The organism is Chryseobacterium gallinarum (assembly GCF_001021975.1).
In the GTDB taxonomy this organism is placed as follows: Bacteria; Bacteroidota; Bacteroidia; order Flavobacteriales; family Weeksellaceae; genus Chryseobacterium; species Chryseobacterium gallinarum.
In genome coordinates, this window is record NZ_CP009928.1 from 4,259,083 (window position 1) to 4,282,996 (window position 23,914).

Consider the following 23,914-nt stretch of genomic DNA (forward strand, 5'->3'; position numbering starts at 1 on the left):
CTCTAGTGATTAAAATCCGAATTTAGAAAACAGTCCCGGTTTTTTCCATGAAGCTTTATATTCATCCGCAACAGGATCATAATCTGCAATCGAACGCACCTGATCCAATATGGCATGCGCTTCTTTCAAATTGCCGGACTGATACAAAACAACTGCTTTTGACAGCTCAACACTTTCCACAAGATCGTCATAGCCCCATCCTTCAGCATTATAAATAGTATTGAATCGGTCTGCGAGGGATAAAGTCTGCTCTTTATTGTTAAGTTTTTCATACACTCTTACTCCATAGCTTAACCAAAGCACATATTCTTCGGGATCCATGGCTTCTTCACATTCAGCATCATACTCACTGAAAACAGAAGCTGCTTCCTGGTAATTTCCCTGAAGAAAATCACTTTTCACGATCATATAAATAGTTTTTGCTTTATCAAAAGCATCTAAAAGGAATTCCTTTTTATTTTCAAGGTATCTTTTCGCTGCTAAGGCTACTTTTCCATAGTTTTCCTCTTCATTATAAATCTGCATCAAGGCGTACTGAGGATTCGGTTCCTGTGGAAAACGTTCTGCCATCCCTTCATAATGAGCTTTTCTGACAGGAAGTTCCTGGCTGTCCAGATGTTGAAATAAAATACCTTCCAATATATTTTTACCGGCTTCCAGATCCCTGTAGTCATAATCATCAATTTCAGGATTCTCTACCGTATGCTGATAGGCATAGGTAAGAACTTCTTCTGCTTCTTTATAAACATCATCAGTTCCCAGTAATGCATGAAGCTGAACCTGACGTGCTCTGTTGTAAAGGCTTTTATAAAAATAATCTTCGGATTCTCCGTATAAGCTGAAATAATTATTCAGTGCTTCTTCTGCCCTTTCATAATTTCCTCCATTCAGCAGAGCATCAATCAAAGTCAGGTGAAGTTCCATAAACTCTGAATATCTGAGTCCTTCAGAAGCAGTCTCTATTGCTGCCTGATAATCTCCCAGCAACGAATGCTTAATGGCTAAATTGTTACAACACATTGCCCTGGTATGCAGATCGTTATAATAATCACTCTCAAACTTACCTTCCTCAAAATATTTTCGGAATGCTTCATGTGCCTGCTCATATACGATCCGGCCAGCTTCATGCCATTTCAGTTTATCGCTTTCATCTTCTAATATATCTATAAACTCGTTCACCATAACCCCTTCGTTGTAAATGTCTGTCGGATCATCAGAAAATACAGGGATTTCGGTTGGCAGGGTTCCATTCAAAAGATATTCTGATTCTACTTTTCTTCTCCAGGCCGTAGTATTGGATGATAATTGCACAGCTTTTTCCAATAAAGGAATAGCTTCAGCATAGCGCTCGTTTTCATACAGGAATGTACCCGCAAAATGATATCCTGAGAACAGTTCCGGACGGGAATTGATCACTTCAAGAGCATGATGGTAGTAAAAGTCCGGGGAAAGGTTCAGCAGATCACTATAATTTCTTTCAATAATGAGCTGATAATAGAAAACATCAGGATTATTAAATCCGTTTTGAATGAGTTCCGCAAAACGCTGGTGCCATTCTGCCAGTTTCTCATGAATATGAACTGCTGAATTTTCACCATTAATTGCCTTTAGCATCATTTTAAGTGAAAGATCGGGTGCATTATTTTCAAATGCAATATCGGCAAGATTGATAAAATCATATTCATTACGGCTCACAAAAGTAGCATGTTCTTTGTCAATAAGTGTTGTAAGTTCCTCTCCTGAAATCATTTTTGTACGGTCCAGTAAATAGATCTTTTTAATCCAGAAAAGCGAGGTGTTTTTGTCCCTGATCTCACGGTTGTCAGCATCTGCTTTCTGAAAATGATATATTCCGGCTTCAAGACTGTTCAAAAGCGCTTTATTTTCTTCAAGGGATTCATATATTTTAGCCAAAAAGTCATAGCCATATCCTACATAATCCCGGTCTTCCAGCATACGTTCCGCATACCCTATAAATTCCCCCTTATTTTCCTGAGTGATATGTTTTTTGCTTCTGGCTATCTGCATCAGGTTGTATTCATTGCCCAAAGGATAATCCAGAATATTGTATAGTGCTTTTTGATTATTTGGGTTTAGCTGCAGGATTCTGCGCAGATAAGGTATTACATGATCCCTGATGGCGTCGTACACTGCTTCATGTCCGTCATAATAAACGATGTCATGGTAAGCAACTGCCATTAAAAATAAAACCTCTTCATCTTCCGGGTGGGATAATAAGTAGTGTTCTCCTTCTGCAATACACTGCTCCAGGTCTCCCCTGTAAAACAGTTGTTCTAAGTTTTCGTACATTAATATTTTGTTTTATAATTCTATCGTTGCATTTCCTGGAAACAGGACCAGGTTTACTTTGTGTACGCAAAATAATAAAAAAACAAAACTAAAAACACATAAAAGCTCTTTAAAATCTATAAAATTTAAGTATACGATTTTATCTGACGAAATATATTCTGAAAATAAAACCTTAATTTTGTCCGGAATATACTCTGCGGTTATCAGATCAGAATCCGCTTCCTTACAATAATTCATATGAAAAAAACAATAATCGGTTTTTCTTTATTGCTATCAGCTGTTGCTTATGGACAAAAGACTTCTGTTAAGAAAAGTCCATTGGTTCTTTACAATTATCAAACCTTTGGATGTGATGTCAAGGGGTATTATGATCCTGCACGATATAAAAAAGAAGAGGTAGATGGTACCTATAAGCTTTTATATCCTCTGGCCCTGTCCCCGTTTTCTTCTCTTATTGTTTTTAATCCTGTAAAATTAGATAAAGTCAGGAAAAACAACACTCAGCTTTTACAACAAGCTGAAAAAGAATACCTGGGAAGAAAAAAGGAGCTTAATAATCTCAGATTCATTGATCTCCCTATATGGAAAAAACAGCGTGACGAATCTGTTCAGCTTCTCGAAAACGAATATCAGCTTACCAAAGCCCTGCTCATGGGCTATACTGACCCGCAATCTCTTCAGAATACTAAGTTTTACAATACCTGTAGAGAATATATTGATGCAATGACTGCTCAGGATAAGCAGAAAATGTACCTCGTATGGAAGAGCTTATCTGAACCTAAAAAAAATGAGGATTCTTATTCCGGAACAAACGACACCTTTAATGCTAAATGGAATGACCCGCGAAAAGATGATTATGCACTCATCGATCTTATGAATGCCTTTAATAATTGCGCAAACCATAGTTTCAGACCCAAAGCTGATGAAGAGAACACTTTATTGAAAACTTTCGAAAAGGTTTTCATACAACTGAAAAGAGATTGTGACGAACCATAAGGATAGAATTATAATGTAACCCCCTGATTTTTAACAAAAAATTCACTCAAAACAACAATAGACATTAAAAAAATTATCAAAGTGAGAAAATAAACATATAAAGTTGGTCTAATCCTTTAATTTTCAAATTTAAAGCCTTAATTTTGAAGCAAAATAGCAAATCCGGATTCTTCAACTACTATGTACATGAAAAAAATGATGGTTGGGCTTTCTTTAGCCTTATCTGTTACTACTATATGCGGGCAGAAAACTCCTGCAAAAAACAACAATCTTACCCCTTACAATTATCAGACTTTCAATTGTGATAACAAAGGATATTTTGATTCTACCAAATATAAGAAAGAGGAAATAGACGGTGTGAATAAACTTCTGTATCAATTCAATGGAGTTCAATTTGATATCCAGCCTGTATTTAAACTTTCCAACCTTGAAGAAATCCGTAAAAACAAAGAGGAATATTTACAGCAATTAGAAAAGCAATATCAGGAAAAGAAAAAAGAGCTTTACAGCCTTGAAGTCATCAATCTCCCCATGTGGAAAAAACTACAACAGGAAACCATTATGTCTTTTGAGAATGAATATCAGCTGAATAAGGAAGAAATTCTCGCTTATTCTGATCCTTCCACTCTTAAAGACAGTAAATTTTACAGCACCTGCAAAGAGCACATTGATGCGATCTCTTCTCCTGACCGAGAAAAAATGTTTGCTGCATGGAAAGCCTATATTGAGCTTAAAAGTAAAAATAATGCTGATCCCAAAGGCGTAATGGCAAGATTCAATGCTAAAATGAATGATCCCCAGAAAGAAGATTATGCACTGATCGACATGATCGGGCTAAGCTTTCACAACTGTGCCAACAGCAGTTTCAGGCCTAAACGTGATGATGAGGGAAATGCCTATAAAGATTTTGATAAAATTTTTACAAAGCTGAAGAAAAATTGTGATGAGCAATAAGGTTGATTAAATAATAAAACTAAATGACAGTACACCATTGGGTACTGTTTTTTATTTGATAATATGAGGATTGAATTATAGGATCCATCTCGAAGTTTTCGCGTTGACAAATTCAATACTATATCGAGACTCCATGCGTATTCTTCACCTCCGCCATCACAAAAGTACTATGGGTGCTCCCGATAGAATCCACCGACCCAAGCTTATTGAATACAAAATCCTGATAATGCTTCATATCTCTTACCTGAACTTTTAGCAGAAAATCAAAATCACCGGAAATATTATAACATTCTGCTACTTCTTCAATTTGAATAATATCTTTTACAAAGCTGTTTCCGATAGCCCGGTCATGGATCTTTAATTTAACCTGGCAAAAAACAGTAAATCCGCGGTTCAGCTTTTCAGCTTCCAAAACGGCAGCATAGTGTTTAATATACCCTTCCTGCTCCAGTCTTTTTACCCGCTCAAAAACAGGTGATGGTGAGAGATTAACTTCTTTCGCAAGCTCTTTTACGGTTAATTTCGCATTTTTTTGAAGGATTCTCAGCAGCTGGAGATCCTTATCATCCAATCTATCCACAGAATAATATTCTTTTTTACTGACATTTTTTCAAATGTACAGAATATTTATCTTTCAAAAAACATAAAATAAAAATATCATCCTTAATTTTCATCAAATACCCAATCAATTATCTTAAATAAATATCTTTACACCCTATTTTGTTCTTTATAATACTTCATCAAACGGAAAAGGTTTTACGTAAGGTAAATTAATAGGGAATCATGTGTAAATCATGAGCTGTCGCGCAACTGTAATCAGCATACCAAAAGTTCTGTCCCGGATATCCACTGCCAAAGAGCGGGAAGGATGACAGATACTGCTGTAAGCCAGGAGACCTGCCTGTTCTGAATTGACAATGCTTTCGCGGTTTGAGGCTTCGGGTCATACAGATGATACATTTTGAACGTATTCCACCGTTAACAGGAAATTTACGTCCTTTTTGTATCCTGTCCTCTTTACAAGCTTCCTGCGCAAGTATTTTGAAGCATTCAAAGGAACTTTTAAAATCATTGTTTAATTTAAAAGTTGATAAAAAATGCAAACTCACTTACTTGGCTACCCGCGTATTGGTAGCAACAGAGAGCTTAAAAAAGCTTGTGAACACTATTGGGCAGACAAGATTTCTCTCAATCAATTACTGGAAACCGGTAAAACCATCAGTCTTCAAAACTGGAAATTGCAACAGGAAGCAGGGATTGATCTTATCCCATGTAATGATTTTTCTTACTACGATCAGGTGCTGGATATGACTTTGACCGTAGGAGCCATCCCGGAGCGTTACCAGGAAATTGCTTCAAACGAATCTCACTCAGAACCGGATCTTTATTTTGCCATGGCAAGAGGTTACCAGAAAAACGGATTGGATATCACGGCTATGGAAATGACAAAGTGGTTTGATACCAACTACCACTATATTGTCCCTGAATTTCAAAAAAACCAGCAGTTCAGATTGTTTTCCGATAAAATCATCAGTGAGTTTATCCGTGCAAAGGAAGCAGGAATGAATGCAAAGCCTGTTATAATCGGATTGCTTACCTATCTTCTTCTGGGTAAAGAAAAAGAAAATGGTTTTGACAAAATGGATTTAGCACAAAATCTATTGCCTGTTTATCTTGAAATCCTCCGGAAACTGGAAGCCTATGGTGCAGAATATGTTCAATTTGATGAACCTTTTTTAGCATTAGACCTGAATGAAAAAACAAAGGAGACCTATCAATGGGTTTACGATGAAATCAAAAAACAGTTTCCTAATCTTAAATTTATTGTAACTACTTATTTTGAGGGATTAAAGGACAATCTTTCCCTGGCCGTTTCTTTGCCAGCAGATGTTTTGCATATTGATCTCGTAAGATGTCCTGAACAATTGGATGAAGTCCTGCAAGCAATACCCGGTACTTTAAGCCTTTCACTAGGGATTGTAGACGGAAGGAATATATGGAAAAATGATTTCGAAAAATCATTGGCACTGATCAAAAAAGCAATCCATGAAATCGGTCCGGAAAGAGTATTGATTGCTCCATCCTGCTCATTACTCCACTCTCCTTTTGATCTTGACCTGGAGAAAAACGAAGCAATTTTATCGCCTGAAATCAAGCAATGGATGGCCTTTGCAAAACAGAAAGTAGATGAGATCGCTGTCTTAAAAAAACTGGCGTCAGGAAATCCCGATTATCACACGCTGCAGCTATTGGCCGAAAACAAAAAGGCACTGGAAAACCGTAAAGTTTCAGCACTGATTCACAACCAGGACGTGAAAAACCGTGTCGGAGCCATTACGGATGGAGATGCAAGAAGAAACAACCCTTTCGCGGTAAGGAAAGAAGTTCAGCAAAAAGTACTGCAGTTGCCATTATTTCCTACCACAACCATTGGTTCCTTCCCGCAAACCAGGGAAGTAAGAAACTGGAGGTCTCAATTCAAAAAGGGGGAACTTACAGCCGCTCATTATAACGAGCTGCTGAAAAAAGAAACGGAAAGAACCATCCGCTGGCAGGAAGAAATCGGAATTGATGTACTGGTTCACGGAGAATTTGAACGCAATGATATGGTAGAGTATTTCGGGGAACAGCTTGATGGGTTTGCATTTACCCAAAACGGATGGGTACAGAGTTATGGTAGCCGGTGTGTAAAACCACCTGTCATTTACGGAGATGTACACCGTCCTCATCCTATGACCATATACTGGTCACAATATGCTCAGTCTCTCACTCAAAAATGGGTAAAAGGAATGCTGACCGGGCCTGTTACCATTCTGCAGTGGTCTTTTGTGCGTGACGATCAGCCCCGTTCCCTGACCTGCAAGCAGATCGCCTTAGCTATCCGGGATGAGGTTAAAGATCTGGAAAAAGCGGGCATCAGAATCATCCAGATCGATGAGCCGGCTATCCGGGAGGGTCTTCCTTTAAGAAAATCTGAATGGCAAAATTATCTGAAATGGGCAGTAGAAGCCTTTAGGATTTCAGCAAGCGGTGTTGAAGATTCTACTCAGGTTCATACTCATATGTGTTATTCCGAATTTAACGATATTATTAAGGATATTGCCGATATGGATGCTGACGTGATTACCATAGAATGTTCCAGAAGCCAGATGGAATTATTAAATGCCTTCGCAGACTTTAAATATCCGAATGAAATAGGACCGGGAGTTTATGATATCCACTCACCCAGAGTGCCGTCCAAGGAGGAGATGCTGGAGCTGCTGAAAAAAGCCCAGGCTGTAATCCCCGCTCAGCAGCTTTGGGTAAACCCTGACTGTGGATTGAAAACCCGCCATTGGGAAGAGACTGAAAAAGCTCTTATTGCCATGGTAGAAGCTTCAAGAGAGGCCAGTGCGGTCTTTGCATAGCCAGCACCATAATGAGATAGTTCTTAAGCAGGAGTTCAAACTTCTGCTTTTGTCTTTTGTATATTTGGCCAAAACAAATTTAATGTAAGCATTAGCAGTTAAAGTCTGTTTCGGTTGAAGGCAATCTTCCGCATTATTATGATATCCATTCCTTAATAGTAAACAGCAGCCTTCAGGTAATACTTCTGTGAATATAATTATAAAATGAATTAATAATGAATACTTTACAGATTATCAGATTTAATTTTGTAATTTTGCACCCCGAAAATAAGGATAATACGAACAAGTCTCCTAAAACAGGTGGCTGCAAAAATTGCACTGGAAATATCCTTGGAAATCAATAGATAATTACATATGAAAAGAATCGGTGAACACAGAAAGCTTCTTGGAGTTGATCAAAATGTTACCTTAAAAGAGTTAAAAACCATTTACAGGAATACGATGAAAGATACGCATCCTGATAAATTTATCAATGATGAAGCCGGTAAACAGGAAGCGGAAGAAAAAAGTAAGTCTGTGATCGAAGCCTATCATTTTCTGGTAAGTATCAATCCGGAAACACAGGAAAAATACAAGGAAGAATATACGGAAACCATTACAAAATCCAATATTCAGGATTTTTATCTTGAAAAAGCGGTTTTAACGGTCCAGCATCTGAATGGAAATATCTATGAATATATGGGAGTTCCGAGAAATACCTATATTAAAATGATTAACTCTGATTCACCAAGCCGTTTTGCGAGGAGACATATCTATGGAAGTTTTGTCTATAGAAAAGCCGGGGAAGCAATGGCGGAATAATTTTTTCCATTTAAAATAGAGAGACTTCTGGTTGTCCCAGAGGTCTTTTTTTGTAAATATGTAAAATATTGTGTTTAGGCTAAAATTCTTAAGCGGGCTTTAGCCCGCTCCTATTGATTTTTTATAACCATTAATAGGAATAGGCTAAAACCCATTTTTCAATATCAGAACAATCATACAACTTCAGCCAAAATTTATATCTCTTTTCATATAATTTTCTGTCGTAATTTTTAATAAAAAAGCGCCTCAGAAATCTGAGGCGCTCCCGGTTAATTAAAGGCTAATTTTTATTTATCCAGATGCTTAGGCGTAAACCCGTCATCATTAAGTTCTCTGTGTACGTAATCTGCTTTCATTTCAGCTTCGTAGTCTACTTTATTATCTTTACCCATTCTTCTCAGAAGAGAGTCAAATAAGGAGTATACTACCGGTACAATGATCAAGGTCAGGAATAGAGATGATGTCAAACCACCAATAACTACCCATGCAAGACCTTTGTTCATCTCCGCTCCTGCTCCGGTTGCCAATGCGATCGGTAACATACCGAAGATCATCGCAATCGTGGTCATCAGGATCGGACGGAGACGCGCGTGATTAGCCTGGATCAATGCATCATGAGTAGTTGCACCAGCTGCTTTTCTTGCGTTGGTAAAGTCAACGATCATAATCGCGTTTTTCGCAACAAGACCAATAAGCATGATCATCCCTAGCATCGTAAAGATGTTCAACGAGTTGGCAGTTAAGGCAAGGATCACCATTACTCCGATCATCGCCAACGGAATAGAGAATAATACTACGAATGGATATACAAAACTGTCATACAAGGATACCATTACCAGATATACCAATACGATAGCTGCTAATAATGCGATTCCTAACGTACCGAAACCTTCCTGCTGGTTTTCCATATCTCCGCTCCAGATATAATCTACCCCTACAGGCTTTTTATCATTCATGAATTTTGCGGCCCATTCATTGGCTACATCCCCTACCGGTCTACCTACCGCTTTAGCTCTTACTTTCACGGAAGGAGACTTATCTCTACGTTCAAGCAAACTTGGCCCTGAACCCATTTTCACTTCAGCGAACTGACTCAGGCGAACCTGCTGTCCCTGAGGATTGGTAAACATCAGGTTTTTAACATCATCTATGGACTGTCTGTTCAGGTCCCCAAAACGGATGTTAATATCATATTCATACTCTCCGGCTCTGAATTTTCCGTCTGTATTCCCGTTAAACGCAGTCTGCATTGTCTGTCCTACGCTTGAAAGGTTTAAGCCCAGAGAAGCCATTTTGTCTCTGTCGATATTGACCTGTACTTCCGGGTTACCAGAGTCTGTAGATAATTCTGCATCTACTGCTCCCGGAACTTTTTTCAATAGCTCAAGAATTCTTGTCGCTTCTTTTACCGCTGTTGCGTTATCCGGAGCTGTGACTACCATTTCGATCGGTGCATTTTCTGCTCCCATGATACCGATTGGTGCTGTTTTAAACTCAACTCCTGTAAATTTCTCTTCTAAGGCTCTTTTTACTTTTGCAGCCTTGATGTTGGTACTTTCAGAACGTTCAGATTTGTCTGTAAGGTTTACCTGAACCTCAGATTGGTAAGTAGTTGCCTGAGCACCACCAAAACCTGTTGATTGCTGTCCAACGGTTGTAATAAGGTCTACAACATCTTTATCGTTTCTTAAAAACTTCTCAACTTCTAATGTTAATTGGTTGGTCTTTTCAACGGTTGCATCCTTTGAAAGCTCCATCTGTACCAGGAACTGTCCACGGTCAATCGGCGGGAAGAATTCGCCTCCAATAAATCCGAAGATTACCAAAGAGAATGAACTGATCAGAATAATGAATGTAACAACAACGGTAGAAATTCTTCTTAAGGTTGTTTTCAGACACCATTCAAGGATATCTGTAACCCAGTGAGTAAACTTGTCGATTAACCCTTCAAACCAAAGAATAAATTTCTCAAACCAGTTTTTCCCTGTCAAATGTTCCAGTTTACCAAACCTTGATGATAGCCATGGAATAATGGTAAATGAAGCCAATAACGATAGCATCGTCGCAATAACCACCGTGACACAGAATTGTGCAAGAATGTTGGCTACAAGACCGGAACTCATCGCAATCGGTAAGAATACTACCACAATTACCAGGGTAATCGCTGCTACCGTAAATCCAATTTCCGAAGCTCCGTCATAGGCTGCCCTGATCTTGCTTTTCCCCATCTCCATGTGGCGGTAAATGTTTTCCAGTACCACGATCGCATCATCTACAAGAATCCCTACCACAAGTGACAGTCCCAGCAAACTCATCAGGTTCAGCGTATACCCCATCAGATTCATTCCGATAAATGCTGCTACCAATGAAGCCGGAATAGAAACCATTACAATGAATGCGTTTCTGATACTGTGAAGGAACAACAACATTACAATGGCCACGAGAATAATAGCTAAGAATAAGTCAAAGATTACGTGGTTTGCTGATTCAAGGGTAAATTCTGTTGTATCGTTTACGATTTTTACTTTTACTCCCTGAACTTTATATGCTTCTTCAACGGTTTTAATTGTTTTCTGAACACTTTCAGATACTGCTACCGCATTCGCATCAGATTGTTTCTTCACCTGCATCAGGATCGTTGGAAACTGATTGAATCTTGCTACTTTTTCTACATCTTTCTGAGAGTCAAAAACGGTAGCAATATCAGATAAACGAACCTGTGCCCCATTTTTATTGGAGACTACAAGATTGTTCATTTCCCCGATAGATTTATACTTTCCGGATAGCCTGATCGTGGATTTTGTAGTTCTTGTTTTCAAGCTCCCCGTCGGGAAATCCAGGTTTGAAGAAAGAATTGCCTGCTGAACATCCCCGATAGAAAGCCCATACCCCTGCAATTTTTTTTCATCCAAATTCACCTGGATTTCTCTTTCCTGTCCGCCTACAAGATCAACCTGAGCCACTCCGTTTACACGGGAAAAAATAGGTTCTATCTTTTTATCGAGTAAGTCATAGAGATCCTTACTGTTTAGTTTATCTGATGAAATACTCATCGTGATAATCGGTAAATCATCTAAGGAGAATTTGTTCAATGACGGTGCTTTCACATCATCCGGAAGGTCTGCAAGAATAGCATTTACCTTTCTCTGCGCATCATTCAAGGCGAAGTCCACATCAGCCCCATCGTTCAGCTGAACCATGATCACGGATAAACTTTCATATGAAGAAGATTCTACTTTTTTTACGTTTTCCAAAGAACCTACGGCATCCTCAATCTTCCGGGTGACCGAAGTTTCCACTTCTGCGGGAGAAGCTCCCGGATACACCGTGGAAATTGTTACCATATTGGTTTCAAACTTTGGAATCAATTCGTATCCCATGAGCGTATAACTCAGGATACCTCCCAACGTCAGAATTGTAAACAATACAATTACCAGCGAAGGTCTTTTAATCGATATTTCTGCTAACTTCATAAATCGTTTACTTTATAATGTTCACTTTAGACCCGTTGTCCAGGTTGATCTGCCCGCTGGTTACAACTTTTTCACCACCGTTTAATCCGCTTAATACCTGTACTTTGTCTCCGTAAACTTTTCCGATGGTTACTTTGATCATTTTAGCAACACCATTTTCAACTACAAATAACTGTCCTGAGCTTACTCCGTTTACAAACGCTTCAGCAGGTACTGTTAACATATTTTGGGTTTCTGCTCCATTGTTTGTTTTAAACGTAGCAGTTGCATACATACCTGCTTTCAGGTTGCCTCTGTTCTGAACTTCGATTTCAACGGGGAAATTTAAAGAAGCATCACTTTTAGGGGCAATAAAGGTAATTCTTCCAACGAAAGAATCTTCCGGTAAAACATTCACTTTAATCGGTACTTCCTGGCCTAGCTGAATTTTTCCGATCTGGCTTTCATCTACTAAAACTGAAAGTTTTAAGCTGTTGATATTAACGATTTCAAACATCGCTGTTCCGGGAGAAACTACAGTTCCCGGTTCAACCATTTTTTTATTGATGGTACCACTGATACCAGCACGGATACTTGTATCATTTACTTTAACTCCCTGGGCTCTCACCGCTGCCTGAGCATTTTTAAGCTGAAGTCTGGAGTTATCTAGCTGTTGTTTGGTAACTCCACCTGTCTTGTATGCGTTTTCATAACGTTGGTTATCAATAATAGCATTCTGCAGGTTATTCTGAGCCTGGGTAACATCAACCTCAATGGCGTCTCTTTTAATGGTTGCCAGCACCTGACCTGCAGAAACTCTTGAACCTTCTTTTACCAAAACGTTGACAATACGTCCTGAGATTTCGGAAGACTGATTCATTTCCTGCTTAGGAATAAAAGTTCCGTTCGCAGAATAATCCGTATCTATATTTTCTCTTGTAACGGTTACAATATTAACATTGATTTTATCCACCTGCTTGGCAACCTCTTTTACTTCCTGAGTCTGTTTCTCTTTGTTGCCGGCAATCTTGTATGCTGCCAATCCTATAAGTACAGCTGCTACGATGATATATATTAAAGTTTTTTTCATTGTTTATTATGGGTTTTGTAATGTGTTTAACTCTCCTCTTGCTTTCATCAACTGAATTTCAGCTTGCTTATAATCTAATAAAGCGTTCGCATAATTTTGTTTTGCCTCAGTCAAAGAATTATCGGTGTCAAGCAGATCTGTAAGTGTTGCAAGACCATATTGATAGTTAGACTGCGTATTCGCCTGTACTTTTTCAGCCAAAGCAACATTGTCTTTCATACTTTGAATATTGATTAAGGCATTTTCCATATTGGTTGCTGCATTTTTATAATCTAAATTCAGGCTTAGCTGGGTATTTTCGATATCCTGGTTCAGGTCCTGAATATCGATTTCAGCCTGCTGGATTTTAGATTTCGTAGCTCCTCCCGTAAAGATCGGTATGTTTACATTGAGTCCTATAGAGGCTGCATCACTCCAGTTCACCCCATTATTAATTCCATTAAACCAAGGAAATTTTGTTCCCATTCCGTACCAGCCATAATTAGCCTGAAGGCTTACTGTAGGATAAAGGAATGCTTCTGTCGCTTTTTTATTAAACTGTAGAAGTTCCATCTGTTTTCTAAGAACCTTAATTTCAGACCTGTTGTCCAGGTTGATCTGTCCTGCTATAAGTTCCGGTCTCGGTTCTATGCTTTTCTCCTCTAATTCAATAGGTGAATCGATAGGAACTCCCATATAAAATTTCAAAGAGTTTTTGGCAAGCTCCACTCCGTTGATTAATTTTTGCTTATTGGAAGCAATATTGGTAAGCTGAACATTTGTTCTGTCAAGATCTATTGGTTTTGCAAGCCCGTTATCCACCAAGCTTTTAATAATATTTCTTACTTTTTCCGTATTCTTATAGCTTGTTTCCAATGTTTTCAGATTCTCTTCCTGAACAAACACATTATAATAGGCTGTCGCTACGTTCACAATGATCTGCTCATTGGTCAACTGAGAATTCAGCACATAAAACTCCCTTGTAGATTTAGCTGCTTTTAACCCAATGAACACTCTCTGATCAAACAAAGCCTGATTAAGTGTTGCAGAAATGCTTGAGTTCCAAGGCTGCCCCATTTTAAAAATGTTTCTCTGCCCCATAATCTCCACCACAGTCTCCTGGATAATCGGGTTATAAGAAACCCCTCCTGCGACACTGATCTGAGGAAGAGCTCCAGCCTTCGCCTCGTCAATCTTGTATTCAGCTTTTTTGACCTGTAAGGCAGCTTTTTTAGCTTCTGCCTTATTCTGGAGTGCCTGTTTAATTGCTTCCTGCAGAGAAACCTGCTGCTGGGCAGACACCGATGAAAAGCTGAAAATCATAAATGCTGCAGCTATCCCAATTTTTAGCTTTTTAGCAGTTATACGTTTTCTTTTCATAATTTTTATACTTCGTTTATTTTTTGTTTGTTTTAGTTATTATTTTTATTTCTGCATGACGGATCATCTTTAGAAATACTTTAGTTTTTTTTAACTTTTAAATAACATATTGATAATTATTTCTTTTCTTTCAGAAATAATCTTATCATATTCTTCATCACTAATCATAAGATTCTCCATAAATAAAGGTCTTATAGCACTTGGAAAAACCAATAGCGACACCATATTCAGAATAAATTGTACAGGGGCCATTTTTTCAATATTTCCCAATTCCATTTCTTTTTCAATATCCTTGTATAAGGTTTCCAGGATATCTTCTTCAATTTCTCTCTGATGGCAGGTCCCTTTGTTGATCTGCGAAACAATATAGGTTTCCAGATACGGATACTGAAGGCTCGTTGCCAGACTGCTTTCAATAAACTTGCTGATCTTCTCTTTGAAAGGAAGATTTGCTGTCTGAATGATTTTTGATTTTTCCTGTTCCACTCTCTGGGCTTCATCAAAGATGATCTGAATCAGTTTATCCCTTGACCGGAAATAATAATTTATAAGTGTTCTGTTCACTCCCGCTGCATCGGCAATCTCCTGCGTAGTAGCATCAAATTTTCCTTTCACAAAGAATAAATTCTTCGCTGTCTCCTTGATCAATTCCTGTGTTTGGTCTTTTTTTGCTTGATTTGACATTTTTGTTAAACAAATTTGTGCAAAATTAATTCTTTTTTGTTTTTGACAAAATTGTTAAACAAAAAAATTAAACAGAATTGTTATGATATGCATCAGGTTTTTATTTTTTAATTAAAAGCTGGAGATACAGAAAAGGCTGCCTCAACAGGCAGCCTTTCTCTATTTTTTTATAAAAATATTGCGTTTATAACAATTTGATCTTATCATCTGAAATATCGATGATTTTATCTTTATAAAGTCCTCCGATTGCTTTTTTAAAGTTCTTTTTACTCATCTGAAGCTCTTCTTTAATTTCTTCCGGTGAAGATTTATCAGAAACATACAGGAGTCCGTAATTTTCTTCCAGCTTATTAAGAATCTTTTGTTTGAATTCATCAATGTTTTCAAATCCTTCAGGTTGTAAAGAAACATCAATTTTCCCATCTTCACGGATTGCTTTAATATATCCCGTTTCTTCTGATAAAGGATATAATTTTTTGAAAACATCAGATGTATAAATCAACCCGATATATTTTTTATTGATCACCACATTCCAGCCCAGTTCACTTTCATTCATCATAATCAGGTCTACTTTATCACCTTTTTTAAATGGTAAATCCTGATATTGCGGGTTTCTTTTGAATTTTGTCGTTCCGGTGATCAGCTCCATGTCTTCTTCCACATAGACATACACCAGATATCTTTTTCCTTCAATAATTTTAGTTTTCTGCTGCTTATAAGGAATAAACAGGTCTTTAATGATTCCCCAATCCATAAATGCCCCACTGGGAAGGCTCTGTACACAGCTCATTACAGCAAACTCACCAACTTCAGCCAATGGAATTTCGGTAGTCGCTTTTAATTTACTATCATCCTGATATATGAAAACCTCCACTTCTTCACCGATTTCTTTTTCTTCCTGAATAAAGATTTTAGGTAAAAAAGCCTTTTCACCAGACCCATCCGTGAGAATCCATCCTGAGTTATTTTTTTCTGAAATTTCTAAACTTTGAGTTTTTCCGAGTTGCATTGATGATAAAATTAGCTGACAAAGGTACGGAAATTTAAAGATTTTAAACCTATTGAATCATCTTCCCTTTTTTAAAGAGTATTTATCCTATAAAACCTATAACATTTACCTCAAACAAATTCTAAATCATAAGGGCCTTCTTTTTCTTGCTAGCTATCTCGGTAGTGCAAAGCCATTAAAAAGTTTTACCAGTATATTGCTGTAGAGCCAAGAAAATCAAAAAGTCCCAATAAAGTTTTTTGATTTTTCACGGATTTAGTGCATTTGAGGCAATATTAGAAGCCTTGCTGATTCAGAAGATTATAATCGCGAAAACTGAATGTACAAAGATTTAAAACTGAACGTCCAAAATTTCTAGAAAACAAAAGCGTTCATTTAGGATGTTTTCTCTGTTTAAAATAGACTTTAAACACCATTTCAAAGCCATTAAAGAAATATTTTTTTACAGCCTTACGGCTTTCCGTAACGAATATAAAAATCTTTGCCTTAACTATGCTAGTGAAAATTATATAAAGTTTAATCGTACTTATATAACAATCACATGAGTTATATGTATATTTTTAACAAACCAAAAAATTAATTTATTATGAAAAAAATTCTTTTAATTGCAACAATTTCAGTTGCCGGATTAGTAAGTGCAAAAAACACAGAAGTGAAAACCCCAACAAAAGAGGTTGAAAAAAAAGAGGTTGTAAAAGAAGTTGATTCTAAAGAAGCCGACGCATCAATGCAGTGTATTCAATATGGAATGTTGATTAGTTGTACAAACGAAGTGATTCCAGATACTGTTTGTTATGGTGAAGGTACTGATAATGCAACTTATGAAGATGCTTGGGATTGCATTACAACAAATGGACAGCTTGCAAATGAATTTTTCTGCGGATAATTCATGATTAGAAAAAGTATTTTTAGGTCTCAGTTTACTGGGACCTTTATGTTAAAATTGAAATTTTAATCTAATGAAAATCATTTTTTGTCTTCTATTTATAGCATCTTATATGCAAGCTCAAGATATCGACAGTTCAACAGTTAAAATTAATTATTTAACAAAATTTTTAATAGATACAACGGATGTCAATTCAAAGAAAGAAGAGTTAACAGGTTTATGGATTGGAAAAAACTCTTCTTTATTTAAAAGTGATCAAAAGGCAATAACAGACTCTTTATCTAAAGAGGCAACTAAATCTAGTTTCAAACAACCTGTTGGAGGAAAAATAATAGTTGATTTTTCAAGAGTTCCAAAAGCATATTTTATGCCTGAAGTTTATAAAAGAGGTAATATAACAAGCATATTTGACAAAGTTTTAAATGTCACAATGGAGTACGAATCCGATCAGAAAATAAATTGGAAGCTTTTAAATGAAACCAAGGTGATTAGTACATATAAATGCAGAAAGGCAATAGGTAGATATCGTAATAGAACGATAACAGCTTGGTATACAGAAGAAATCCCAATATCAGAGGGGCCATATACATTTAAAGGATTACCAGGGTTAGTTGTTGAAGCTTATGATGAGAAAGATTATTATCATTTCGTTTTAGTAAGTTTAAAAAACGTGAAGAAACCTATAATAACGATCAGAAATGCTATAAAAACAGACTATCAAAAGTTTGCAAAAAAAAGAAGCGATTTTAAGCAAGACCCTGCCGGAGCTTTTTTTACTGCAACTGGAAAAACTACCCCAAAAGAACAACAAGAGCGAATAAAAAAATTACACAATAGTAAAAACAATTATTTAGACTAGAAAAATAAGCACCTGTTGAGGTGCTTTTACTATTTCTTACTAAAATCATCCTCTTTCAAAAGATTTTTGAGCTGGAATGTTATAATCCTTCTTATTGGTCGGACAAAATATCTAATAAAGTCATTATCCCCCATTTCCTCCATATTCTCGAAAATACTAACAACTTCGATGTAAATCATGATGTAAAGCATTGTATCGCCGAAAATCCAGCTAAACTGCTCACCAAATTTCACTTTGCTGGCAAAAATAATGTTCAGAATAACCATAGCAATTATAATGCTTCCGCCGTATTGCATAAACTTAGTGAAGGTTTTTCTGAAACCCTCAGAAGTACGCCTTGTTCCGTTTATTGTTGCTTTGGTGATGCCAAACCCAAAGTCAAGGATAAAAACGACTAATAATGCCGATAAAAGTACTCCATTAGGATAGTATTGAATATATGCGTTCATTTTGAAATTCTATTATTGAGTTTTTACAATGGTTTTCATCTATTGTGTTTAATATCCATACTAAAGCTTTACCGATCTTACTCAATGTGCCGTCCCGCTCGTTCTTTCCTAAAGCCGAAGAAATAGTCTCATTTAAATTCCCGAATTGATAGCCGTTATCAGTTATTAATGTGATATTCCAAAGCGTTCTAAATTCGCGATTGCCAAATTTATCAATATTAACTGCCGTACTTCTGAAATATCCTTTTACATGATTCCTTCTTTTCAGTAAGACAGCAATAAAGTTTATTAAAGTCAAAGGCAATAACAGTAGATATGCAACTATAAACAAAAAAAAATCTAAACAAAACTTTTTCATATATCATTTATTTCTTTTGAAAATTTTTCAACATATTGCAGCATAAAACGTGCGAGAAGATCGGTAAGATGTGCTGTTTTGGATTTGATGAGATAACGGACGTACTGAATTGATGGTACTTTTACGACCTCTTCTTGTTCGTTAATTACGTTTCCTTCGTCGTCCAAAGTCTGCCTGATCCCCGTCATTACAGAACCATCGGGCCTGATCACCTCTTCCATATTCCATTCGTAGATCTCCCAGGGCTTCATATCAATGCTTTTGTAAACCTCGTTTGTAGGTTTAAGGGTAAGAACCTGTTTCACGTAAACATAAATTCTTTCTTCCGGGTGATTAAGATCAGGATTCGAGAACCCGGAAACGATCAGTTTTCGTGAAAATTGCGTTAAAATCGGATGGTCAGGAAGTGGCATTTCATGCCAATTATCACTAACCATGTTAATTGCGTCGATCATTTCTTTATCATTTGTGGTTAAAATCAATGTTGTGTTCATGATATGTAGTTTAAAATTTAAAGGCTTGGACAATAGATGCGTTTATACTCTTTGGCGTTGTTCCATTCGTAACAGCTAAAGAAATACTTACCGCATCTGTATTTGATGTAACCGTTTGAACTATTGTTGCTCCGCCAACTGTAAGAAACTGTGTGTAAACGTTCCCCTGCCGCATAATCACAATATTCGCATTCATAACGGGCGTTGATCCAGGCTCTATTTTAGTTGAATTTGAGATTATATTATTCCACATTGCTGTAGAGATGTAGGCGCCGCTTCTAAAGCAAGAATTGATAATACGGATAAATGAATTGTCAGATAGAGCCAATGGAATATTTGATTGAACTAAGCCTAAATAAGCATAGAAATCAAAAACATCACTTATTGCCTGATTGCCAGAGATAGACAACCCTACATTGAATTCAATATAAAAATTTGAATTGGCTGGAAAAATAGTATCACTTTTTATTGCAGCAACAAAAATATTAGGCTCATAAGCATACGCCTTATTTGCAGGATTTGAGCTATATGAAAACAGACCGCCATTAGTTGTAAAAATAGTGTTTTCCTGACCAGAGGTATAGGCGATACGTTGCCAGTTAATTGCACTAACATCAATACTATCAATATTTGTCACTACATTAATGTTAGATGTAGTTCTGTGTGTTTGAACAACTGGTGATGTCGTTCTAATAATTACATTATATTGAGTATTTGCTGTTAGTGTATCTCCATAAACAGAAACGATCATGCTTTTACCATCAGCTGATGGTTGAAAACCCAAACAATCAACTTCGGTTGTACCAATAGCGGAACCAACAGGAATAAATTTCACAGAGGTGGTAGCAGGGTTAACATTCAAGTTTAATCCTTGTAATACTAAATATCTTACAACATGGTCATTTTTTATAACTGTAGGAGTTATAGAATAAACATTTAATGAACCGTTAGAATATTGCCCGTTCCATACTGTAGCTATATTTTCTTTTTGAATAGGTGATAAAGACTGAATCAAAGCTAAATAATCCTCATAATCCCTATACATTAGCATCCTCCGGTTTCCCGTTAGATCAGTCCCATGAAAACGGCGATTCCATAACGTAATCTGATTCGGAAGTAACTCGGTATTTTCATCAAACACAACAGCCTTTGAACGGACACGACCATCTAAATGCAATAACTCTGTAGGATCGGTTATACCAATACCAGTTTTTCCAGCATTATGGTACATGTTGGATTCTTTAAAGTTTTGACCATCCCAAAATATCAAATAATTAGCAGCAGGATTTATGCTTGCATATATTGGCCCGGGACCTAAACTTCTAATAAAGAAATTCCCAAGGGTTGACGGTTTATCCATTTTTGCATTTAATGCAGCTTGTAAGCCCTCTACCATTGCAATAGTAATATTTGTTAATCCGGTTGGCAGGTAGCTAGATACCACAGTTTTAGATCCGCCATTGTAGATATACAAAGCATAATTACCCGATCCGTTAGGAATGGCAATAAAATCGTTTTTCTCATATTGGTAGGCCACATTATTGGCCATAAATGCAGATAACGACGTTTCCGTTACAGAAATTAGTTCCGTTAATCCCAGGGCTTCAATCATTGAAGCTAGGATCTTTCCATCAGCTCCGACAAAATCAGCGTTTTGCATATAATTTTCATCGGACTGATCTTTAGTATAAACATTGCCTGAATTAACGCCGTCATCTACAGTGGCAATGTTGGCAGGAAGATCGCCCACTCCCAGAATAGTTTTCCACGCCTGTACATTAGCATCGTTAAGATTGGAAGCGTTAAGTTTTGCCAGCGTAGTTATGTGAGCATCCTCATTAATAAGGTGTGTATTATATACTGTTTTATCTACTTTTTCCTGTAGTTTACTGTTAAGATTTTCAACCTGATCCATAGGGATAGATTCGTCTTTATGACGAAAAGACGTCCAGGAAGCTGCAAATTGTTCCTGTGTTGGAAAGTCTCCGGTTTCAAACCAGCTTAATATAGTATTGATAGGGGTTGACATAATTGTTATGGTAGATTAGGTTCTATAAAATAGGCGATAATAGAAGGCTGTATATTGTTATGCGGCTGGTTTGATCCTCCCGAGGAAATCCATTGTGTGTATTCATTTCCTCCCTGGCGGCTCAGTGCATTTCTGTTCCCGGTTCCGACCTTTTCCAAACCAAGTTGGAAACTCAAACCAAAATCAGGAAGTTCAGGTTTTGTTAATGTATGTGTCTTCGTTCCTAAAGTTGATTTAAGGTTTAAGAAATCGGGATCGTTAGGATCAAGCCCGACAATTACTTTTCCTCTAATGTCGGTACATTCTTTCCAACCGGCAGGAATTTCGTTCAGAGGCTTAAACCATGCCCATGCAATACCGCCGTTAACAATGGGAGCCGTTTTCAGTTTTAGCAATTCGACATCCTGTTTTATTGCATCTAAATCAGATTGGGAAGCACTTTTAAAAGCCCTGGTCTGGATTTCTTCAAGGGTTTTAAGTCTAAAGAAATCATCCCAGTTATAACTTACTGCACCTGATCCGAATTTGACTATCTTTTTTTCAATCAAAATTTTATCGGTCTGATCCTGGAATGTTTTTGGAATCTGTTCGGTATGAATGTAAACCGTTGAAACAATACTACCTCCTTCAAAATAAAGGATCTCTCCATTAATGGCTACAACTCCCGGGCTTACATTCGATCCGGTAATTAAGCATCCTGAAAGAATCGTTAAGTGTCCGGCTAAATCTCCAAGTACATCATAGAATTTAATAGCTTCCATGATATCGGACATCAGATCATTTGTCAATGGGACACCTCCCGTCTGTAAAAAATTTATATTGAGTTTCATTTTAAACTATTTCTATTGTATAATTTTTTGATTGAAGCATGTAATATTCTATTTCTGCACGTAGCTGAAGTTCATTGATTCCTGTATTGGGAATTCTCACAATAAAATCAAACTCGCTGTACAATTCTGATTCGGTTCTGAGGTAAATCGGGTTTTCATCTCCGAAAAGCCACTTTGTCTTGCTTTTAAAGGCATCGTCCTCAGCTTCTGTGTATAAGTATAGCCCCTCATACTGGACTGCTTTAACGATACGTATTCTTCGTTCTTTATTATCAAATAGATCATTAAGCCTTTTCTGCATGGAAAATTTTTGACACGTGATCTGCATTCGTATTAAATTCTCCTTTCGGGTCCTTAGAAATAAGATATACAGACTCATGAGGGGCGTTATGAGTACTATAGAATACACAATAATTTCCAATGTTCTAAAGAAGGTAGGCAGCCAAAGTATGGCGAGCTTTTTAAAATCAATATTGTATACTTTATCATCCATATTTACACGATATATTGAAGCCCTGAAAAATCTTCGATCTTAAACCTTCCGGATTGTGGGATCACTGACATATTAACAGGTTGATACAGTCCATACCCTCCTACAGATGGATCTATCCATTTACTCTCTACTAAAATCGTTTGCAAGTCATCTACGCCCTCAGCCGCTAATATGGCAGCTTCCAGCTTTTGGATGCTCAATTCCCCGTTAAATGGAAGATTAAGTAAAAACAGCCTGATGGCATCCTGTACCGGATAATTGGCATTTACGATGTGCATTCCATTTGGGAGCAATACTTTAGGATCATATTTTATTTTAAATAAAAACCTGAGCATATCCGGCAGATAGTTGACAAAGGCTACGGCATCACCTGCAGGAGCAATCTCTTCGATGTATCTTCCGAATGCTGTCATTACATCATTAGGGAAGATATCGTCTAAGTTTTCCGGGGCGATCTTAATACTAATACGTGCCCTGCCCCCAGATATAACCCGGTTACACGCAGCATATTTGATAATCTTTGAAGCTTCGATCTGTTCCTCGGTAGCTTCTACCTCTACACCATTTTGAATAAAAGTTGTTTTGAAACGGTCTGAATCTTCTATCAGATCAAAACCGTACTGAAATCGTAAAGCTTCAGACCTGTATTTTCTAAGGTTAAAAACCTTCTGATTAGCAATTAAATCCTGTATTTCCTGTAAATGAAGCTGAGCTGCTAACTGAAAATTTAAAATAGTCCAGGCCACAACTTCCAAAAATTGTCTCCATACTGAAGTTTTTGAATTGGTATCCATACCATTTAAGGCAGGATTAGCATTCTTTGCGGCTAGCATTTCCGCTAAAATTTCTGCAAAAGTCTTATTCATTTTAACTTACTTTAAAGGAGTTTCCAATCTGCATCCATCCGATGCCTTTTTCCGGTGGAATTACCGATGGATCGGTTATGCCTGTGGCAGGCTCTATGCGCTTTAACACATATTCATTGAGTACAAACTTATCCTCCTGTACCGTATCCGGGATCGTCAGAGCACTACCCGTGGTAAGATCATCTGTAATGGTCAGGTTATTGGCTACAGCAATAGCAAATGTATTGTATACACTGCCTGTATGCTGTACAGCAATATCCAGCAATGACTGATTAGGAAGTACTATTATTCTTTTCACTCTTGATATATAGCATCTATATTAATTTCTAAATCCTCTGCCACTCTTAATGCCCTTATGGTCATTCCATCTCTGACAAATTGCTGTCTTATCTCCCGTGCCAGATCATCCACATTCGGGCTCTCCAGATACCTTCTTGAACCAACCCCAACGGTGGGAGCGGACTTGAACTGTCCTTTATCTGCCAAGAGGAGTATCTTTTGATGCTGATAAGTGCTTTCACCTATAGCAAAATCTCCGTTCTTAATAATAATATTAAAGCTATCGTCTAAAAGGATGTCATTTGGCAT

At 37.3% G+C, this 23,914-nt stretch carries 22 protein-coding genes and 1 riboswitch; of the genes, 6 read left to right on the plus strand and 16 right to left on the minus strand.

The genetic code is table 11. The features are described from left to right. Nucleotides 1-9: 9 nt before the first annotated feature. Nucleotides 10-2,310: a tetratricopeptide repeat protein gene (locus OK18_RS18925; RefSeq protein WP_053329011.1), complete on the minus strand. Its 2,301-nt coding sequence runs from the start codon at nt 2,308-2,310 to the stop codon at nt 10-12. 237 nt (nt 2,311-2,547) lie between these two features. On the opposite strand from OK18_RS18925, the gene OK18_RS18935 reads away from it, so the two are divergent. Beyond that, a complete protein-coding gene (locus tag OK18_RS18935) occupies nt 2,548-3,306 on the plus strand; it encodes a hypothetical protein (RefSeq protein ID WP_053329013.1) in 759 nt (252 codons plus the stop codon). Between the two features lie 186 nt (nt 3,307-3,492). Further along, nucleotides 3,493-4,260: a hypothetical protein gene (locus OK18_RS18940; RefSeq protein ID WP_053329434.1), complete on the plus strand. Its 768-nt coding sequence runs from the start codon at nt 3,493-3,495 to the stop codon at nt 4,258-4,260. 118 nt (nt 4,261-4,378) lie between these two features. Here the strand turns inward: OK18_RS18940 and OK18_RS18945 are convergent, their stop codons facing one another. Then, entirely contained in the window at nt 4,379-4,840 is a 462-nt protein-coding gene (locus OK18_RS18945) for an Lrp/AsnC family transcriptional regulator (RefSeq protein WP_053329014.1), read from the minus strand. 154 nt (nt 4,841-4,994) lie between these two features. Next, nucleotides 4,995-5,179: riboswitch (cobalamin riboswitch) on the plus strand. Between the two features lie 178 nt (nt 5,180-5,357). Between OK18_RS18945 and metE the strand changes: the two genes are divergently transcribed. Both metE and OK18_RS18955 read left to right on the plus strand, forming a co-directional pair. Then, the gene (gene metE / locus OK18_RS18950) at nt 5,358-7,667 is read left to right on the plus strand and encodes a 5-methyltetrahydropteroyltriglutamate--homocysteine S-methyltransferase (RefSeq protein ID WP_053329015.1); all 2,310 of its coding nucleotides are present in this window, start codon (nt 5,358-5,360) and stop codon (nt 7,665-7,667) included. Nucleotides 7,668-8,021: 354 nt separating this feature from the next. After that, entirely contained in the window at nt 8,022-8,468 is a 447-nt protein-coding gene (locus OK18_RS18955) for a KTSC domain-containing protein (RefSeq protein WP_050020783.1), read from the plus strand. Between the two features lie 287 nt (nt 8,469-8,755). Here OK18_RS18955 and OK18_RS18960 read toward each other — a convergent pair whose 3' ends face one another. The 5 genes from OK18_RS18960 to OK18_RS18980 form a co-directional block, all read right to left on the minus strand. Next, nucleotides 8,756-11,941, minus strand: coding sequence for an efflux RND transporter permease subunit (locus tag OK18_RS18960; RefSeq protein ID WP_053329016.1), 3,186 nt, complete (start codon nt 11,939-11,941; stop codon nt 8,756-8,758). Between the two features lie 7 nt (nt 11,942-11,948). Beyond that, on the minus strand, nt 11,949-13,010 hold the full coding sequence (locus tag OK18_RS18965) for an efflux RND transporter periplasmic adaptor subunit (RefSeq protein WP_050020782.1): 1,062 nt from the start codon (nt 13,008-13,010) through the stop codon (nt 11,949-11,951). A 6-nt stretch (nt 13,011-13,016) separates the two neighbouring features. Further along, nucleotides 13,017-14,369, minus strand: coding sequence for a TolC family protein (locus tag OK18_RS18970; protein ID WP_053329017.1), 1,353 nt, complete (start codon nt 14,367-14,369; stop codon nt 13,017-13,019). Between the two features lie 90 nt (nt 14,370-14,459). Next, nucleotides 14,460-15,053, minus strand: a complete 594-nt coding sequence (locus OK18_RS18975; protein ID WP_050020781.1) for a TetR/AcrR family transcriptional regulator — start codon at nt 15,051-15,053, stop codon at nt 14,460-14,462. A 184-nt stretch (nt 15,054-15,237) separates the two neighbouring features. Further along, the gene (locus tag OK18_RS18980) at nt 15,238-16,062 is read right to left on the minus strand and encodes a CvfB family protein (protein ID WP_050020780.1); all 825 of its coding nucleotides are present in this window, start codon (nt 16,060-16,062) and stop codon (nt 15,238-15,240) included. A gap of 586 nt (nt 16,063-16,648) precedes the next feature. Between OK18_RS18980 and OK18_RS18985 the strand changes: the two genes are divergently transcribed. Both OK18_RS18985 and OK18_RS18990 read left to right on the plus strand, forming a co-directional pair. After that, the gene (locus tag OK18_RS18985; protein ID WP_053329018.1) at nt 16,649-16,948 is read left to right on the plus strand and encodes a hypothetical protein; all 300 of its coding nucleotides are present in this window, start codon (nt 16,649-16,651) and stop codon (nt 16,946-16,948) included. A gap of 73 nt (nt 16,949-17,021) precedes the next feature. Then, complete coding sequence (locus tag OK18_RS18990) at nt 17,022-17,807, plus strand: GLPGLI family protein (RefSeq protein ID WP_082129234.1); 786 nt, start codon at nt 17,022-17,024, stop codon at nt 17,805-17,807. Nucleotides 17,808-17,836: 29 nt separating this feature from the next. Here OK18_RS18990 and OK18_RS18995 read toward each other — a convergent pair whose 3' ends face one another. From OK18_RS18995 to OK18_RS19035, 9 genes are all read right to left on the minus strand, one after another. Continuing rightward, on the minus strand, nt 17,837-18,256 hold the full coding sequence (locus tag OK18_RS18995; protein ID WP_053329020.1) for a phage holin family protein: 420 nt from the start codon (nt 18,254-18,256) through the stop codon (nt 17,837-17,839). Continuing rightward, nucleotides 18,228-18,614: a hypothetical protein gene (locus tag OK18_RS21515; protein ID WP_053329021.1), complete on the minus strand. Its 387-nt coding sequence runs from the start codon at nt 18,612-18,614 to the stop codon at nt 18,228-18,230. Before OK18_RS21515 ends, OK18_RS18995 begins: the two co-directional genes overlap by 29 nt. Next, nucleotides 18,611-19,108 carry a hypothetical protein gene (locus tag OK18_RS19005; RefSeq protein ID WP_053329022.1) on the minus strand — a complete coding sequence of 166 codons (498 nt, stop codon included), beginning with the start codon at nt 19,106-19,108 and terminating at the stop codon, nt 18,611-18,613. Before OK18_RS19005 ends, OK18_RS21515 begins: the two co-directional genes overlap by 4 nt. A gap of 10 nt (nt 19,109-19,118) precedes the next feature. Next, on the minus strand, nt 19,119-21,137 hold the full coding sequence (locus OK18_RS19010) for a hypothetical protein (protein ID WP_053329023.1): 2,019 nt from the start codon (nt 21,135-21,137) through the stop codon (nt 19,119-19,121). A gap of 5 nt (nt 21,138-21,142) precedes the next feature. After that, complete coding sequence (locus OK18_RS19015) at nt 21,143-21,967, minus strand: phage baseplate protein (protein WP_053329024.1); 825 nt, start codon at nt 21,965-21,967, stop codon at nt 21,143-21,145. A 1-nt stretch (nt 21,968) separates the two neighbouring features. Beyond that, nucleotides 21,969-22,268 carry a hypothetical protein gene (locus OK18_RS21370; protein ID WP_156173335.1) on the minus strand — a complete coding sequence of 100 codons (300 nt, stop codon included), beginning with the start codon at nt 22,266-22,268 and terminating at the stop codon, nt 21,969-21,971. 194 nt (nt 22,269-22,462) lie between these two features. Beyond that, nucleotides 22,463-23,326 (minus strand): hypothetical protein, encoded by an 864-nt coding sequence (locus OK18_RS19025; RefSeq protein WP_053329026.1) that lies wholly within the window; start codon nt 23,324-23,326, stop codon nt 22,463-22,465. A 1-nt stretch (nt 23,327) separates the two neighbouring features. Next, on the minus strand, nt 23,328-23,624 hold the full coding sequence (locus tag OK18_RS19030) for a hypothetical protein (RefSeq protein ID WP_053329027.1): 297 nt from the start codon (nt 23,622-23,624) through the stop codon (nt 23,328-23,330). Further along, nucleotides 23,621-23,914, minus strand: coding sequence for a hypothetical protein (locus OK18_RS19035; RefSeq protein ID WP_053329028.1), 294 nt, complete (start codon nt 23,912-23,914; stop codon nt 23,621-23,623). The genes OK18_RS19030 and OK18_RS19035 overlap by 4 nt, the downstream gene beginning before the upstream one ends.

What these genes read in the sequence shown, in the direction of transcription:
- OK18_RS18925 (WP_053329011.1), bottom strand. Translation starts at nt 2,310, where the DNA reads ATGTACGAAAACTTAGAACAACTGTTTTACAGGGGAGACCTGGAGCAG.
- OK18_RS18935 (WP_053329013.1), top strand. Translation starts at nt 2,548, where the DNA reads ATGAAAAAAACAATAATCGGTTTTTCTTTATTGCTATCAGCTGTTGCT.
- OK18_RS18940 (WP_053329434.1), top strand. Translation starts at nt 3,493, where the DNA reads ATGAAAAAAATGATGGTTGGGCTTTCTTTAGCCTTATCTGTTACTACT.
- metE (WP_053329015.1), top strand. Translation starts at nt 5,358, where the DNA reads ATGCAAACTCACTTACTTGGCTACCCGCGTATTGGTAGCAACAGAGAG.
- OK18_RS18955 (WP_050020783.1), top strand. Translation starts at nt 8,022, where the DNA reads ATGAAAAGAATCGGTGAACACAGAAAGCTTCTTGGAGTTGATCAAAAT.
- OK18_RS18960 (WP_053329016.1), bottom strand. Translation starts at nt 11,941, where the DNA reads ATGAAGTTAGCAGAAATATCGATTAAAAGACCTTCGCTGGTAATTGTA.
- OK18_RS18965 (WP_050020782.1), bottom strand. Translation starts at nt 13,010, where the DNA reads ATGAAAAAAACTTTAATATATATCATCGTAGCAGCTGTACTTATAGGA.
- OK18_RS18970 (WP_053329017.1), bottom strand. Translation starts at nt 14,369, where the DNA reads ATGAAAAGAAAACGTATAACTGCTAAAAAGCTAAAAATTGGGATAGCT.
- OK18_RS18975 (WP_050020781.1), bottom strand. Translation starts at nt 15,053, where the DNA reads ATGTCAAATCAAGCAAAAAAAGACCAAACACAGGAATTGATCAAGGAG.
- OK18_RS18980 (WP_050020780.1), bottom strand. Translation starts at nt 16,062, where the DNA reads ATGCAACTCGGAAAAACTCAAAGTTTAGAAATTTCAGAAAAAAATAAC.
- OK18_RS18985 (WP_053329018.1), top strand. Translation starts at nt 16,649, where the DNA reads ATGAAAAAAATTCTTTTAATTGCAACAATTTCAGTTGCCGGATTAGTA.
- OK18_RS18990 (WP_082129234.1), top strand. Translation starts at nt 17,022, where the DNA reads ATGAAAATCATTTTTTGTCTTCTATTTATAGCATCTTATATGCAAGCT.
- OK18_RS18995 (WP_053329020.1), bottom strand. Translation starts at nt 18,256, where the DNA reads ATGAACGCATATATTCAATACTATCCTAATGGAGTACTTTTATCGGCA.
- OK18_RS21515 (WP_053329021.1), bottom strand. Translation starts at nt 18,614, where the DNA reads ATGAAAAAGTTTTGTTTAGATTTTTTTTTGTTTATAGTTGCATATCTA.
- OK18_RS19005 (WP_053329022.1), bottom strand. Translation starts at nt 19,108, where the DNA reads ATGAACACAACATTGATTTTAACCACAAATGATAAAGAAATGATCGAC.
- OK18_RS19010 (WP_053329023.1), bottom strand. Translation starts at nt 21,137, where the DNA reads ATGTCAACCCCTATCAATACTATATTAAGCTGGTTTGAAACCGGAGAC.
- OK18_RS19015 (WP_053329024.1), bottom strand. Translation starts at nt 21,967, where the DNA reads ATGAAACTCAATATAAATTTTTTACAGACGGGAGGTGTCCCATTGACA.
- OK18_RS21370 (WP_156173335.1), bottom strand. Translation starts at nt 22,268, where the DNA reads ATGCAGAAAAGGCTTAATGATCTATTTGATAATAAAGAACGAAGAATA.
- OK18_RS19025 (WP_053329026.1), bottom strand. Translation starts at nt 23,326, where the DNA reads ATGAATAAGACTTTTGCAGAAATTTTAGCGGAAATGCTAGCCGCAAAG.
- OK18_RS19035 (WP_053329028.1), bottom strand. Translation starts at nt 23,914, where the DNA reads ATGCCAAATGACATCCTTTTAGACGATAGCTTTAATATTATTATTAAG.